A 15,327-nucleotide genomic window follows, 5' to 3' on the forward strand; every position below is an offset into this window, starting at 1 on the left:
TTCTCTTCGTTCCAGATTCCGACATCACCCGATTTTGAAAATATCCTTGGGAGGACATCATGACGCGCGTATTGGTMATAGGAGCAACCGGCCATGTCGGCACGTATCTCGTGCCGCGGCTGGTGGAGGCCGGGCATGAGGTGGTGACGGTGAGCCGCGGCCAGGCAAAACCCTATTCGCCGAACCGGACATGGGATGCCGTCGAGCAATTGACGATGGATCGCGCGGCGATGGAAAAGGACGGCGGTTTCGGGCCGGCGATCCGGGCGCTGAAAGTCGATATCGTCATCGACATGATCTGTTTCACCCTGGAAAGCGCCAGACATCTGACTGAGGCTCTCTCCGGCCATGTCGGCCACTTCCTGCATACGGGCACGATCTGGACGCATGGCTTTCCGACCGTCGTGCCGACGCTGGAGGCGGCGCCGAAGCGTCCGTTCKGCGAATACGGAACGCAGAAAGCCGCTATTGAAAGCTATCTGCTCGGAGAAGCGCGCACAAAAGGTTTCCCTGCGACATTGATCCACCCCGGCCATATCGTCGGCCCCGGTTGGGCGCCGCTCAATCCGGCCGGCCATTTCAACCTCGCTGCGTTTTCGACGTTGGCGCGGGGTGAAACGCTCGTACTGCCGAATTTCGGCCTGGAAACGGTCCATCATGTGCATGCGGACGATGTCGCCCAGATGTTCATGGGCGCAATTGCCAATTGGCGTGCCTCGACCGGCGAGAGTTTCCATGCCGTATCGAGCGGCGCACTGACGCTCAGAGGCTATGCCGAGGCAATGTCGCGCTGGTTCGGCCATGAGCCGAAACTGGAATTTCTTCCCTATGACAAATGGGCCGAAAGCCAGACGCCGGAGGATGCGGAGGCGACATGGGAGCATATCGCCCGCAGCCCGAATTGCTCGATCGCCAAGGCCGAACGGCTTCTCGGCTATGCACCGCGCTACACTTCGCTGCAGGCTGTGCAGGAGTCGGTGACCTGGCTGATGGCGAACGGGCGGATTGGGTGACCGGCCTTCACTTCAACAGAGGCCGAAATCCTCATCACTGCAGCCAAGCCTCCATTCCTCTCGCTGCCGCGCGTCCGGTGGCGAAGCAGGCGGAGAGAAGATAACCGCCGGTTGGCGCCTCCCAATCGATCATTTCTCCGGCGACGAACACGCCGGGGAGGGCTCTTAGCATATATCCATTGTCGATGCCGCTCCAGCGAATGCCGCCGGCCGACGAGATGGCCTCCGTGATCGGCCGAGGTCTCAGGAGCGGGATTGGCAAGGCCTTGATCAGCCGCGATAGTTGCTCCGGGTCTGCCAGATTGGCAGGCGACGCGAGTTCTCGCAGTAGCGCCGTCTTGACGCCATCGATCCCCGCGCCTTTGCGCAGGCGATTGGAAAAGCTGGCTTTGACATCTTGCCGCGCCAGATCGCGCGATAGCCGTTCTACTGTCCTGCCGGGAGCGAGGTCGACTGTGAGCGCGGCTTTGCCGTTGCTCGCAAGCCGGTCGCGCAGGCTGGCGGCATGGGCATAGACGAGGCTGCCTTCGATACCGTGCCGGGAGATGACGAATTCGCCGGGAAAGGTGCCGGCATCGGACGTCGCCGTCACCGCCTTCAGCGGCTCGCCGGCGAAGCGCTCTCTAAAAACCGCGCGCCAGGCAACGTCGAAGCCGCAATTGGCGGGCTCGAAGTCGCCGATATCGACGCCCTTATCGCGAAGCCGGGTAGTCCAGGCTGCGTCCGAGCCAAGCCGGGGGTAACTCGCACCGCCGAGCGCGAGCAGGGCGGCGTCGCATTGAACGATCGTCCGTCCCTCCGGCGTCTCGAAGGCAAAGCCGCCTTCGGCAAAACCGGACCAACGATGCCGTGTCAGAACTTTTACGCCTTGCGCCTCCAGCCTGCCGAGCCAAGCGCGCAACAGCGGCGAGGCCTTCATGACCTTTGGAAAGACGCGGCCCGAGGAGCCGGTGAATGTCTCCGTGCCAAGCCCAGAGGCCCACGTCCTGATATCGTCAGGGGTGAAAGCGTCGAGCGCCGAACGCAGCCGATTGGAGCTTTGGCCAAAGCGACCGGCGAAGCGGGTGTATTCTTCCGAATGCGTGATGTTGAGGCCGGATTTCCCTGCCAGCAGAAATTTGCGCGCGACCGTCGGCATGCTGTCGTAGACGGTGACCTGATGGCCGGAGAGCGATAGCACTTCGGCCGCCATCAGGCCCGTTGGGCCGCCACCGATGATCGCGATTTGCTTTCCTGTCATGAAGCTGCCCGGTGTTGAATTGTTTTCGTTCTCTTGAGCCGAGCCGGCGTTGAAAGCAAGGTGTCTGACGCGTGTCCGATCATCAACTATGGAGTGGCTGCCTCTCTAGCCAAGGCCGCCATGCCGCCTAGATCACTGATTGGCTATCTATCAGCCGAACGATTGTTCTAAGTCATCGCTACTCGTGCAGTTTCATAATCCCCGACCTCGTCTTAAACCTCTAAACTAGGGAGCCCAGCATGAGCAACATTCAGGCACAAAGCACAACGGCGAGGGAGGCCTCGACAACACCGACGGTCGCGCTGAAGCTTGAGGTCGCCGTCCTTCCCGTCGCGGACGTCGAGCGTGCCAAACGTTTTTATGGAGACCTCGGCTGGCGGCTGGATGCAGACTTTGTTCGAAAGGATGGATCTCGCGCCGTCCAATTCACGCCTCCCGGCTCGCCATGTTCGATCCATTTGGGAGAGAAACCGGCCCTTTTTCTCGTCGTATCCGATATCGAAATGGCCCATGCCGAGCTCGCCAGACACGGCGTCGAGGTCAGCKAGATATTCCATCGCGGCGAAGGGCCGGGCCGTGTGAGCGGGACGGATCCCGAGCGCCGCAGCTACGCTTCGCTCGCCGCATTCAACGATCCGGACGGCAACACCTGGCTGCTGCAGGAGGTGACCGCGCGATTGCCCGGCCGTGTGGACACGAATGTCACGTCATTCACCTCGCCAACGGAGCTTGCGGCTGCGCTCCGACGGGCGGCGGAGGCGCATGGCGAACACGAGAGGCGAACCGGGGGCCAACGCGATGAGAATTGGCCGGACTGGTACGCCGAGTACATGGTCCGGGAACAAGCCGGCGAGGCACTACCGATGTAAGTGCGGGCTGCGAGCGGAGCTGCCGAAAATCCGCCGCTCCGCTCGCCCATGTTCCACGAAAGCATGATCGGTGACCGTCGCGGCGCTTCAAGCTTGCGCGTTAAACTCGTATTGCCATTGTCGTGGTTTTATATAACCATATAGTTACTATCGCCTTCGATTTTCGAAGGACTGTCAACTTGTGCCATGATCGAGTAATTGTCGGCGGTTAAGAGGCCGCACAGGCCTTGCCAGATGCAATCGGGGGCGGCGATGAGCGAAGCCAAAATCACAAAGGGCCGATCAAAGAGCCCGGAGGCTGAAACTGTGGTCGAGCCCACCGGTCAGCCGGCATCGGGTTCACCCACTGAGCGACCGCGCCTCAGGGATGCGGAACGCACGAGCAAGGCGATTCTGGCTGCGGCGACTAAGGAATTTGCCGAGCGCGGTTATGGCGGAGCCCGCGTCGACGCCATAGCCGAGCGCGCCAAGATCAATAAGCGCATGCTCTATCACTATTTCGGTGGCAAGGACGCGCTCTATGTCGCTGTTCTGGAAGGCAGTTACGTTGCCATCCGCTCAGCGGAGGCAAGGCTTGATCTCTCGCACCGCAGCTCTAGCGAAGGGATGCGGGAGCTTGTTGTTTTTACATGGAAATATTTTCTGGATCACCCTGAGTTTCTCGGCATTCTCAACACGGAAAACCTGCATAAGGCCCGTTTTCTGAAGCGATCGGCGCGGATTTTCGAGCTGCACTCGCCCCTGGTTTCAGAGATTTCCGGTTTGCTCGATCGTGGCGCTGCGGCCGGTGATTTCCGCCCCGGCTGCGATCCGGTCAAGATCTATATGAGCATCGCGGCCCTCGGTTCCTTTTTCCTGACAAACCGATGGACGCTGTCGACGATCTTCCGGCGGAACCTCTCCGACAAGTCGGAGATCGATGCCTGGGGCGAGCATATCGTCGACGTGATCTTCGCCTACCTCCGTCCTTAGTACCTMGCAACTCCGCCGAATCCGCGCAATTGCCGCTGCGGCTGTCGATGATGGCCGTTGACAGTGTCGCTTCGTCGTGTCAGTCATGTAACTATATAGTTATTTACGGGAGGAGTGGGATATGGTGACGAAGCCGATCGGCATCATCATGCACGGCATCACTGGCCGTATGGGCTACAATCAGCATCTCGTGCGATCGATTCTGGCGATCCGCGAGCAGGGGGGCGTGCTGCTTGCCAATGGCGACAGGTTGATGCCGGACCCGATCCTGGTCGGCCGCAACGCCGAAAAGATCGCGGACGTCGCCCGCAAGCACGGTCTTACGAAAACGACCACCGATCTCGACAGCGCCCTCGCCGATCCCCACAACACGATCTTCTTCGACGCCGGCTCGACGCAGATGCGCGTCTCGCTGCTGGAGAGGGCCATTGCGGCCGGCAAGCACGTCTATTGCGAAAAGCCGATTTCCGAGACGCTGGACGAAGCGCTTTCGGTCGCAGACTCGGCGGAGCGCCGCGGCGTCAAGAATGGCGTCGTTCAAGACAAGCTTTATCTGCCGGGTCTGCGCAAGATCGCCATGCTCCGCGACAGCGGCTTTTTCGGCAAGATCCTCTCCGTTCGCGGCGAGTTCGGCTATTGGGTCTTCGAAGGCGATTGGGGTGTAAAGGCACAGCGTCCCTCCTGGAACTACCGCAAGGCCGAGGGTGGCGGGATGATCCTCGATATGCTGCCGCACTGGCGCTATGTGCTCGACAATCTCTTCGGCGAGGTCAAAGCCGTGAGCTGCTACGGCGCGACGCATATTCCGAGCCGCGTCGATGAGAACGGCAAGACCTATGTCGCTGACGCTGACGATGCGGCCTATGCCACGTTCGAACTCGACGGCGGCGTGGTCGCGCAGATCAATTCCTCCTGGGCCGTGCGCGTCCGCCGCGACGATCTCGTCACCTTCCAGGTGGACGGAACGCATGGGTCTGCGGTCTGCGGGCTGATGCGCTGCTGGACGCAACATCGCGTCAATACGCCGAAGCCGGTCTGGAATCCGGACCAGCCGCAGCCGATCAACTTCTTCGAGACCTGGGATGAGGTGCCGGACACGCAGGCCTTCGACAATGGTTTCAAGGCGCAGTGGGAAGATTTCCTGCGCCACGTCGTTGACGATACGCCGTGGAAATTCACCTTGCGCGAGGGCGCCAAGGGCGTTCAACTCGCCGAACTCGCCCAAAAGAGCTGGGCGGAGCGCCGCTGGGTCGACGTTCCCTCGCTTTCCGCTCGCTAGGAGATATAGGATCATGACAAAGACCCTTCGTTTGCCCGGCGCCGATGGCAAGCTTACCGAATTCACGGTCGTCAATTCGCCGCTTAGCCCTCCGGAGCGCCCGGCAGGTGGCCATCGCTTCAATCGCGTCGCCTATGCCGCGGCGCATGTCGTCGTCGATCCCCTGGCCGACAACGATCCATGGCTCGACCGCAACATCGATTGGGAGCGGACGATCGCTTTCCGCGAATATCTCTGGGATCTCGGCTTTGGCGTCGCGGAAGCCATGGACACGGCGCAGCGCGGCATGGGCCTCGACTGGACCGGCGCCAAGGAGCTGATCACGCATGCACAATCGGCCGCCCGCAATCGCTCGGACTCGCTGATCGCCTACGGTGCCGGCACCGATCAACTGGCACCCGGTCCCGACGTCACCATTGATGATGTCATCCGCGCCTATGAGGAGCAGGTTGCTTTCGTGGAAAGCCAGGGCGGGCGCATCATTTTGATGGCAAGCCGCGCACTTGCCGCCGCCGCCAAAGGCCCGGACGACTATATTCGCGTCTATAACCGCATCCTCGGGCAAGTCCGGCAACCGGTGATCATCCACTGGCTCGGCTCGATGTTCGATCCGGCGCTGGCTGGCTATTGGGGCTCGTCGGACGACATGCGCGCGATGGAGACGGCGGTTGCGATCATCAACGACAACGCCGCGAAGGTCGACGGCGTCAAGATCTCGCTGCTGTCGGCGGAAAAAGAGATCGTCATGCGCCGCCGCCTCGATCCAGTGGTGAAGATGTATACCGGCGACGATTTCAACTATGCCGAACTGATCGCCGGGGATAGCCAGGGCTATTCGCATGCGCTGCTCGGCATTTTCGACGCGATTGCGCCGGCGGCGAGCGCGGCTCTCGCGAAGCTTGCCGAAAACGATCTCGACGCCTTCCACCAGATGATGGCGCCGACCGTTCCGCTCTCGCGCCACATCTTCAAGGCGCCGACACGCTTCTATAAGACCGGCGTGGTTTTCCTCGCCTATCTCAACGGCTTCCAGGACCACTTCCAGATGCTCGGCGGCCAGCAAAGCACGCGATCCATCGTGCATCTGTCGGAGCTGTTCCGTCTGGCCGATACGGCGCGTGTGCTCAGAGACCCCGATCTTGCCGTGCAGCGGATGAAGACGATCCTTGCGACGGTCGGCGTCGCTTAATCGGAAACAGGGTCTGGGAGGATCATCAGAATGGCTGTGTCCGGCCTTTCCATCAATCTTGCGACCGTGCGCCAGCAATATGATATGCGCCAGGCGGTCGAGGCCTGCTTGAAGCAGGATATCGTCGCGATCGCGCCATGGCGTGATCAGGTGCATGCGATTGGCCTGGCGGAAGCGGCAAGGATCGTTGCCGATAACAGGTTGAAGGTCACGGGATTATGCCGTGGCGGCATGTTCCCGGCGGCGGATCCGGAGGGCTTGAGGGCGGCAATCGATGACAACAGACGGGCGATCGACGAAGCGGCGGCGCTGAATGCCGATTGTCTTGTTCTCGTCGTCGGCGGTCTGCCCAAGGGTTCCAAGGATATCGTTCGCGCTCGCGAAATGGTGGCGGATGGCATTGCGGCGATCCTGCCGCATGCGCGTAGCGCCGGCATCCCATTGGCGATCGAGCCGCTGCACCCGATGTATGCCGCCGACCGTGCCTGCGTGAATACGCTCGAACAGGCGCTCGATATCTGCGATCTACTAGGCGAGGGTATCGGCGTCGCCGTCGATGTCTATCATGTCTGGTGGGACCCGAAGCTTTACGAGCAGATCGCCCGTGCCGGCGCCAATGGCCAGATCCTCGCCCACCATATCTGCGATTGGCTGGTGCCGACCAAGGACCTGCTGCTCGATCGCGGCATGATGGGCGACGGCATCATCGATCTGAAGCGCATCCGCGCCGCGATCGAGAAGGCCGGCTTTCTCGGTCCGCAGGAAGTGGAGATCTTTTCAGAAGCGAATTGGTGGAAAAGGCCCGGTGACGAGGTGCTGTCCACCTGCGTCGAGCGCTTCCACACTGTTTGCTGATAGGTATCATGGGGCCAATCAAGCTAGGCATAAAAATGCCGGGCCACGAATGGCCCGGCGAAGTTTGAAGACGTGAACCAAGCGGCTTATTCGACCGGGACGATCTTGCCGGCATCCCACTTGTAGAGCGAGAAGCTCTGCGAGGTGAGGTCGCCGGTTTCGCCGTAGGTGACCTTGCCGATGGCGGTTTGGATCGGCTCGCCGCTCTTCAGTGCGGTTGCGACGGCTTGCGCGTCGTCGGCGCCGCCAGCCTTCTCAATGCCAGCCTTCAGAACCTGCACGGCAGCGTAGGCATTCAGCGTGAAGGCTTCAGCTGGGATGTTGCGCTCCTTCAGTGCGGCTGCGGCAGTCTGGGAATCCGGGTTCTTCAGAGCGTCGGAGGCGTTGGTGAAGATCGTGCCTGCGGCGGCTTCATTGCCGATTGCCCAATATTCGGTGTTCGACAGGCCGTCGCCGCCGATGAGCTGCGCCTTGACAGAGATGTCATGCAACTGACGAGCGAGAAGACCGCCTTCCGGGTGATAGCCGCCGAAATAGACGACATCGGCGCCGGCCGACTTGAGCTTCGCCGTCAGCGCGCTGTAATCCTTTTCACCAGGAGTCAGGGAGTCGTTCAGCACTTCAGTGACGCCGCCGGCATTGAGCGTCGCCTTGAAAGCATCGGCCAGGCCTTTGCCGTAGGCGGCCTTGTCGTTGAGAATGGCGATCTTCTTGTCTTTGAAGTTCTTCAGCACGTATTTCGCGGCGACATCGGCCTGCTGGTCGTCACGGCCGCAGGTGCGCAGGATATTGGTCAGGCCACGCTTGGTGAGATCCGGCGAAGTCGCGGTCGGCGTGACCATCAGGATGCCGTTTTCGGCGAGCGCATCCGATACCGGGATGGCAACGCCCGAGGTTACCGGACCAACGACGAAACGAATGCTCTGGCCGACGAAATCGTTGGCGACGGATACGCCCTGCTTCGGATCGCCAGCATCATCGCCAAGCTTCAGGACTACTTTCTGACCGAGAATACCGCCGCTCTTGTTGATCTCATCGATGGCGGTCTGGGCGCCGTTCTTGACCTGATCGCCGTAAGCGGCCACGGGGCCGGTTAGCGGTGCGATCAGCCCGATCACGATATCCGCATGCGCAAGCGGCGCGAAGGCCAGCGAGGCGACGAACGTCGCAGCCGTCAATGTCTTCAGACTCATTTTTTCTCTCCTTGGATGGGCGCGGCAGCGCCCTTTGAACCCGCCGCAATGGTCTGTCGTTAAGCGCGAACTGCCGTAAGGCGCCTTGAAATGGAGACAGGAAGTGACATCGAGGCCGATGATCGCTTTCGGACATTTTTGACCTCAAAAGCGCTCATAAGGGTAGTTTCTGTAGAAATACTACCGCGATTCCGCAAGAAAATAACCGTCGTGGAGACAATTTTGGCGATTTTTCGGAGATTTGCGCCCGTCGCTCGCCCCGCAGATTTCAGGGGTTATGATCGCTTCCGGCCTCGCCCACGCCGCCGCTGACATCGCCCCAGCGTCCGGTCGCCAGCAAATGGGGCGACCAGCCATCCTCGCGGAATTTCCAGCGCAGCGGCAGCGCGCCGGGGCGGCGCATGATCTTGCGCGGCGTGAAGCGCCACAGCCGCTCTGCTCCGTCGAAGGACGCAATCTCTGGCGATTCCAGAATGACTTCGGCATCGCCGGTCAGTTGCAGTAGCGCGCCGCTCTCGAAATCAGCAAAGACAAGCCCGGTCTTCGGATTGAGGACGAAGTTGCCGAGCGTATTGAAGAACAGATTGCCGGCGAAATCCGGAATGGTCAGCACGCCGTCTTCGCCAACGCGGACGAAACCTGGTCTGCCGCCACGATGCGACACGTCCACCTGTCTGCGTCCGTCTTCGCGGTCCTCCACATAGGAGGCAACGAAGAAGGTATCGGCACCAGCGATGACAGCCTGCGCCCGGTCATCCAGCGCAGCAAGAGGTTGCGTCGGCCGATCCGCTGGTGCTGCGGGATCGCGGGTAAATTCGAAATCTCGCAATTGGATATATTTCGGACAGTTGCCGAAGGATTGGTCGACGGCAACGTCGAACACTTTGTCCGAATGTCGGCGGATCGTGCCGTTTAGGCGGTTTCGGCGGCGGGTGTGAAGCTCGATGCCGAGCAAAGCGATGGCTTTGCCGTCCTCCATACCTGCGTCAGCGGGATCGGCCGGGTCGCGACCGAGTTCGACTCTGAGCGTATGGATATCGGGGCTGAGCAGAAAGCCAGGGCGGTTKGCGCGCAGCGTTGCCCAGGCATTACCATCCGCATCGACGCTGCCGAKGACGATGAAAGGCAGTTGCGGATAGAAGTTACGATGCTGCTCGATCAGGTGGTCGCGCAATACGCGCTGGCCGAGCTCGGCCATGCGATCCGCTACCCCGGCTTTCGTCTGCAGCGCAATTTCCCCGTCATGCCAGGCAGATACTTTCTTGATGTCAGTGGCGATGAACATGATACGACCTTTCGAAGGACTTCAAGCCACGTCTGCAAGTCCGACCGGCGTTTTCTGAAAGGGATGGAAGCCCGGAAGCGCCTCGATGCGGGCAAGCCATGCGGTGACGTTGCGGTACTGGAAGCGGTCGACATTGCCCTCTGGGGCGCGGGCGATATAGCCGTAGAGTGAGACATCGGCGATGGTCGGGCGATCCGCAGCGATCCATTGGCGGCCGACAAGTTCTGCATCGATCCGCGCCAGGATGATATGGGCGCGTGCAATGACTTCCGCGGCGTTGAATTTGGCGCCAAAGACGGTGATGAGGCGGGCGGCGCAGGGGCCGTAAGCGATTTCGCCAGATGTGACCGAGAGCCAGCGCTGTACGGCTGCGGCGCCGACCGCATCCTCGGGCAACCAGCTCTTTGGCGCATAGGTCTTGGCGAGATAGACGAGGATCGCAGTGGAATCGGCAATCACCGTGCCGCCATCATCCAGCACGGGAACCTGCCCGAAGGGATTGAGCGCCAGGAACTGGGGGGTCTTATGCTCTTTCTTGGCAAGGTCAACCTCGACGATATCGGCATCGAGGCCGATGAGGGAGATGAACAGTCGGGCGCGATGGGCATGACCGGACAGGGGATGGAAATAGAGTTTCATCATCAGGGTCTCCAGAGAGAAATCGAGCTGGACATAAATTGATTGTTTCCGCCCGAAGACGGAAGTGCGATAGATGGCAAGATACTATTCCGATATATGGAATAATTGCCTTTTAGGTGCCCATGGACAGACTGCAATGCATGAAAGTGCTGGTGAAGGTCGCCGATGCCGGCAGTTTTGCCGATGCCGCGCGAGCCCTGCATATGAGCCCGCCAGCCGTCACCCGAGCCGTGGCCTTCCTTGAGGAAGTCACTGGCGCACGCCTCTTTTTACGCTCGACGCGCTCCGTGAAACTCACCGCGCAGGGCCGCCACTATGTCGAGGACTGCCGGCGTATTCTCAGCGATATCGAAGAGGCGGAGGCTTCGGCCGGCGGCTCCTATGCAACGCCATCCGGCATGCTGACGGTTACCGCGCCGGTGCTGTTCGGGCAATATCACGTCATGCCGATCATGACAGAGTTTTTGGGCTTGCATCCGGCGGTTACCGGCCGAGTGCTGCTGTTCGACCGTAATGTCAATCTAGTGGAGGAGGGAATAGACGTCGCCATACGCATCGGGCATCTGCCGGATTCCAGCTACAATGCCATCAAGGTTGGCACTGTGCGTCGCGTCGTCTGCGCAGCGCCGGCCTATCTCGATCGCTATGGCCTGCCGCGAACGCCAACGGATCTTTCCCACTATACGCTCATCGCCAATACGGGATCATCCACGCCCCTGGAGTGGCGTTTCGGCGCGAATTCCAAGCCGCTTGCGGTTTTCGAGCCGCGCCTGTTCTGCAATACGGTCGCCGCCGCGATTTCGGCGGCGGTCAGCGGCTGGGGCCTCGTACGCGCGCTTTCCTACCAGATCGTCGAGCCGGTCGCCGACGGCCAACTGCGCGTCATTTTGGAGGATTACGAGGAAGCTCCGCTACCGGTTCACGTCATGCATCCCGAGGGCCGACATGTCTCCGCCAAGACGCGCGCTTTCGTCGATTTTGCCGTGGAACGATTGCGGCAAACCCCGATCCTTCATGCCGGTTCGGCCTTGGGCCTGAAAGGCGTTTGATCCCGCGATCGGCCTGGGCGATGGCTATCACTCCAGGGCGGTCCGCCAGGCCTGCCGGTAATCTTGCAGCGCGGGAAGGGAGACGCGAACGGGTAGACTTTCCGCTACAGCCGTCGGCCTAATTCCAGTCAGCAGCGCGGCGCCTTGACTGGTTCCGGTCGAGCCCGGCAGGGCGACAACGTTAGATTCCGTCAGCGAAGACAGGGCGGCAAGATAGGCGCGATTGAGCGCGAACGGGCCTTCGACGAAAATCGGACCTTTGGCGCCGATCAAGCCCAGGCAGGCATCCGTCATGAGTGCCAGATAGAGGCTGGCAGCGGCGAGGCGTTCCGCAGGGTTCGCGTCTGCCTGCCCGATCCAGCGCATCTTCCTGCCGGGGAAGGGGCCTGAGCCTTCGACCACGTTCGGCAGCAGCATAATGCCCTTTTCGATAACGGCCGCCAGCGTCTCCTCAGTCGTTTCTTGCGATATGGGTCCGATTTCACTCGCCAGGATTTCGAACTCCCGTCCGCCCATGAAACGCGACGAAGGCACGGCGCGGCCATAGGCGTCGACATTGGCGAGCGCATCGCGCGCCGGGTCGAGATGGTTGAGGTCGCCGCCGACGGCGAAATTGATCACCCAGGTTCCGGTCGAGACGACGGCGAAGGGCGCTTCATTCTCCACCAGATGCGGCAGCAGCGAGGCGTTGGAATCATGGATGCCGCAATAGACGGGAACGGGATTATCGAGACTGATCTCCGTTACGATCGCTGGCAACAGAGGGCCTAGCGCATCGAAGGCAGAGTGGATAGGGGCCATCAAGGCACGAATGCCGAGCGTGTCGACCAGCGAGGAATAAGCGCCGGTGGTCGGGTTCCAGAGATCGGTGTGGCAGCCAAGCGAGGTCACCTCGTTGGCGGCAACGCCGGTCAGCCGCAGGGCCCAATATTGCGGATAGGTCAGGATCGTGCTGACGCGTGCGAATTCGCCGGGAAATACGCTCTTCTGATAATGGATCTGCGCGCCGACATTCAGGCCGCCGGAAAGTCTCGGTGAAAAGGTCTCACTGAACGGCGGGCGCAGGCGTTCATAGGCTTCCTGCACGGCTTCGGGATAGCGATGCTCGTAATCGAGCACCGGCAAAGCGAGGCTGCCATCTTCAGCAAGAAGAACCGCAGAGGCGCCATGGGTGGTAATCGATATGGCGTCGAATCCGGGCGCGGCAGCAAAATCCTTCAGCGCGCCGATGGCGAAATCCCATAACCGCTCGATATCGTAGTGAGGATACGGGCCGGTCTTCAGCGTCGTATTGGACGTCCGCACGGCGGCAATCTCTGCGCCGCTCTGTGCGTCGAGCACCACGACTTTGGCATTGGTCTTGCCAATATCGAGGACGGCGATGCGGCGATAGGTCGTCACTATAGTCATGGCAGATGGAAGACCGTGACGAGATCGCTTTGAACCGGCGAATTGTCGGGATTGGTTGCCATGATATCGGCCATATGCGCCCACCATTTCTTCATGACGGGATGGTCGGGAAGGCTGGCCATCGTGTGATCCTTCGGTCGCGTCAGAACACCAAACAGCGTGTTCGTCTCGCGGTCGAGATGGATGGAATAGTCGCTGACCCCGGCCTGATGCAGCAGCTCCACCAGTTCCGGCCATATCTCGTCATGGCGCTTCCGGTATTCGGCCTCCTTACCGGGATTGAGCGTCATCTTGAAGGCGTGGCGTTCGAGAGGAGCGGTCATTTCGAGCTCATGGCTTTGATGCGCCGTGCGACGATCGGCAGCGCGATGGTGATGATCAGGAGCAGGCCGATGAAGATCGACATGACGATGCCCGGCACATTGAGAAGGCCAAGACCGAACGTGACCAGACCCATGACGAAGGCGGCAATGACGACGCCGCCGATCGTGCCGGAGCCGCCGAGGATCGACACGCCGCCGAGCACCACCATGGTCACCACTTCCAGCTCCCAGCCGAGCGCGATGGATGGACGGGTAGATCCGAGACGCGAGGTCAGGCAGACGGCGGCGATGCCGCTCATGACGCCTGTCAGAAGGAACAGGATGAATTTGACCCGTTCGACCGGGATGCCGGAGAAACGCGCCGCAAAGTCATTGTTGCCGATCGTATAGACCTGCCGGCCGAAATTCGTCGCATGCAGCAGGACGGCGAAGGCGATCGCCAGCACGACGAAGAGCACGAATTCGAAAGAGAAGACCCAGAAGACATAGCCCTGGCCGAAATAGGCGAAACTATCCGGATAGTTGCCATAGGCCTGGTCGCCGAGGACGATATAGGAAATGCCGCGGAACAGACTCATCGTGCCGATGGTCACGACGATCGATGGCAGTTTCAGCACCGAGACGAGGAAGCCGTTGAAAAGGCCGCAGACCAGCCCGACACCCAGCCCGATCGCCACCAGCCCAACCGTATCGACACCCACCTGCGCGGCGGCACCCATGGCGGTCGAGGCGAGCGCGATGATGGCGGCGACGGACAGATCGATTTCGCCGGCGATGACCAGCAGCGCCATCGCAAAGGCGATCATCGCCTTTTCGGTGAAATTGAAGGTCGCGTCCGAGAGGTTATATGGGTCGAGGAAATAAGGCGAAGCCAGTGAATTAAAAATGAAAATGGCAATCGCTACGGCGAGAAGCAGGACTTCCCAGCTCGCCATGACGCGCTTGAACGGCGTGCCGAGACGGTCTGGAATGCTGCGCTTTTCCGGCACGGTTTCGGATACGGTGCTCATGCAGTGACCTCCTTGCCCGAGGTTTCCTTCGCCGCCTGATCCCTGAGGATGATGCGGCCGCGGTTGCGCTCGCGCCGAGCGTTGAAGGCGACGGCGAGGATGATGACGGTGCCGGAGATCGCCATCTGCGTGAACGGCGAAATACCGATGACGGGCAGGGCATTCTTGATAACGCCGAGAAACAGCGCGCCGAGCAGGGTGCCGGCGACCGAGCCGACACCGCCGGCAATAGAAATGCCGCCGATGACGCAAGCCGCGACGCTGTCGAGTTCAAAACCATTCGCGATGTCGACATAGGCGACCGCATAGCGCGATACCCAGAGATAGCTGCTGAGGCCGGCGAGGGCACCCGACAACACGAAGGCGAGGAAGCGCGTCCAGCCGACATCGATGCCGGCATAAACCGCCGCAACCGGATTGCCGCCGCTGGCATAGGTGGAGCGGCCGAACCGCGTATAGCGCAGCACGAAATACATCATTAGCACGATGGCGATGGCAATCCAGGAGAGCACCGGCAGGCCGAGGAGCGGCGTGCGCGGCACATTGAGGAAGATCGGCGTGAACTGATGTGCATTCACCCAGGCACCGCCGGACAAGACGAAGGCCATGCCGCGATAGATGGTCAGCGTACCGAGAGTAACGACGATTGGTGGGATTTCCAGAGCCCAGACGAGATAACCGTTGATGGCGCCGAGCACCGCGCCCATGACGACAGCCGTGACGACGAGCACGATCAGCGGCAGATCGGGATAGGCGGCATTCAGCATGGCGATCGCCATGCCAGTGAAGGCGAGATTGGCGGCGACGGAAAGATCGATCGATTTCGTCAAGATCACCGTCATCTGCGCCAGCGCCAGGATGATCAGGATCGACGTATCGTTGAAGATATTGGCAAGATTGGCTGGCTCAGCAAAGCCGGCCGCACGCGTTGCGAAGCCGGCGATCATCACGGCGATGATGACGAAGAGCAGCGTCTCGCGTCTTTTGAGGATACGTAGCAT

The 15,327-nt window shown here is 60.8% G+C and carries 15 protein-coding genes; 7 read left to right on the forward strand and 8 right to left on the reverse strand.

Annotation, left to right across the window (positions count from 1 at the left end; genetic code table 11):
• Window positions 1–59 precede the first annotated feature (59 nt).
• Complete coding sequence (locus tag QD357_RS10140; protein ID WP_414124212.1) at window positions 60–1,013, forward strand: NAD-dependent epimerase/dehydratase family protein; 954 nt, start codon at window positions 60–62, stop codon at window positions 1,011–1,013.
• 34 nt (window positions 1,014–1,047) lie between these two features.
• On the opposite strand, the gene QD357_RS10145 is transcribed toward QD357_RS10140, so the two are convergent.
• Window positions 1,048–2,253, reverse strand: coding sequence for a TIGR03862 family flavoprotein (locus QD357_RS10145; RefSeq protein WP_183938048.1), 1,206 nt, complete (start codon window positions 2,251–2,253; stop codon window positions 1,048–1,050).
• Window positions 2,254–2,492: 239 nt separating this feature from the next.
• On the opposite strand from QD357_RS10145, the gene QD357_RS10150 reads away from it, so the two are divergent.
• From QD357_RS10150 to QD357_RS10170, 5 genes are all read left to right on the forward strand, one after another.
• Window positions 2,493–3,122, forward strand: a complete 630-nt coding sequence (locus QD357_RS10150) for a VOC family protein (RefSeq protein WP_414124213.1) — start codon at window positions 2,493–2,495, stop codon at window positions 3,120–3,122.
• Window positions 3,123–3,374: 252 nt separating this feature from the next.
• The gene (locus QD357_RS10155) at window positions 3,375–4,094 is read left to right on the forward strand and encodes a TetR/AcrR family transcriptional regulator (RefSeq protein WP_183938050.1); all 720 of its coding nucleotides are present in this window, start codon (window positions 3,375–3,377) and stop codon (window positions 4,092–4,094) included.
• 121 nt (window positions 4,095–4,215) lie between these two features.
• Window positions 4,216–5,373, forward strand: coding sequence for a Gfo/Idh/MocA family protein (locus tag QD357_RS10160; RefSeq protein WP_183938051.1), 1,158 nt, complete (start codon window positions 4,216–4,218; stop codon window positions 5,371–5,373).
• Between the two features lie 13 nt (window positions 5,374–5,386).
• Window positions 5,387–6,562 carry a dihydrodipicolinate synthase family protein gene (locus tag QD357_RS10165; RefSeq protein WP_183938052.1) on the forward strand — a complete coding sequence of 392 codons (1,176 nt, stop codon included), beginning with the start codon at window positions 5,387–5,389 and terminating at the stop codon, window positions 6,560–6,562.
• A 30-nt stretch (window positions 6,563–6,592) separates the two neighbouring features.
• Entirely contained in the window at window positions 6,593–7,417 is an 825-nt protein-coding gene (locus QD357_RS10170) for a sugar phosphate isomerase/epimerase family protein (protein ID WP_183938053.1), read from the forward strand.
• Between the two features lie 86 nt (window positions 7,418–7,503).
• Here QD357_RS10170 and QD357_RS10175 read toward each other — a convergent pair whose 3' ends face one another.
• From QD357_RS10175 to QD357_RS10185, 3 genes are all read right to left on the reverse strand, one after another.
• Entirely contained in the window at window positions 7,504–8,610 is a 1,107-nt protein-coding gene (locus QD357_RS10175; protein WP_414124214.1) for a branched-chain amino acid ABC transporter substrate-binding protein, read from the reverse strand.
• A 268-nt stretch (window positions 8,611–8,878) separates the two neighbouring features.
• Window positions 8,879–9,895, reverse strand: coding sequence for a pyridoxamine 5'-phosphate oxidase family protein (locus QD357_RS10180; protein ID WP_414124215.1), 1,017 nt, complete (start codon window positions 9,893–9,895; stop codon window positions 8,879–8,881).
• Between the two features lie 21 nt (window positions 9,896–9,916).
• Entirely contained in the window at window positions 9,917–10,534 is a 618-nt protein-coding gene (locus QD357_RS10185) for a glutathione S-transferase family protein (protein WP_183938297.1), read from the reverse strand.
• Between the two features lie 122 nt (window positions 10,535–10,656).
• Between QD357_RS10185 and QD357_RS10190 the strand changes: the two genes are divergently transcribed.
• Window positions 10,657–11,583: a LysR family transcriptional regulator gene (locus QD357_RS10190; protein WP_183938056.1), complete on the forward strand. Its 927-nt coding sequence runs from the start codon at window positions 10,657–10,659 to the stop codon at window positions 11,581–11,583.
• A 27-nt stretch (window positions 11,584–11,610) separates the two neighbouring features.
• Here the strand turns inward: QD357_RS10190 and QD357_RS10195 are convergent, their stop codons facing one another.
• The 4 genes from QD357_RS10195 to QD357_RS10210 are packed head-to-tail and all read right to left on the reverse strand — an operon-like array spanning window position 11,611 to window position 15,327.
• Window positions 11,611–12,993 carry an FGGY-family carbohydrate kinase gene (locus QD357_RS10195; RefSeq protein ID WP_183938057.1) on the reverse strand — a complete coding sequence of 461 codons (1,383 nt, stop codon included), beginning with the start codon at window positions 12,991–12,993 and terminating at the stop codon, window positions 11,611–11,613.
• Window positions 12,990–13,316: an L-rhamnose mutarotase gene (gene rhaM, locus QD357_RS10200; protein WP_183938058.1), complete on the reverse strand. Its 327-nt coding sequence runs from the start codon at window positions 13,314–13,316 to the stop codon at window positions 12,990–12,992. Before rhaM ends, QD357_RS10195 begins: the two co-directional genes overlap by 4 nt.
• On the reverse strand, window positions 13,313–14,326 hold the full coding sequence (locus tag QD357_RS10205; RefSeq protein WP_183938059.1) for an ABC transporter permease: 1,014 nt from the start codon (window positions 14,324–14,326) through the stop codon (window positions 13,313–13,315). Before QD357_RS10205 ends, rhaM begins: the two co-directional genes overlap by 4 nt.
• On the reverse strand, window positions 14,323–15,327 hold the full coding sequence (locus QD357_RS10210) for an ABC transporter permease (RefSeq protein ID WP_183938060.1): 1,005 nt from the start codon (window positions 15,325–15,327) through the stop codon (window positions 14,323–14,325). Before QD357_RS10210 ends, QD357_RS10205 begins: the two co-directional genes overlap by 4 nt.

It is taken from the genome of Rhizobium sp. BR 317 (assembly GCF_047445835.1).
Lineage (GTDB): Bacteria > Pseudomonadota > Alphaproteobacteria > Rhizobiales > Rhizobiaceae > Rhizobium > Rhizobium paranaense.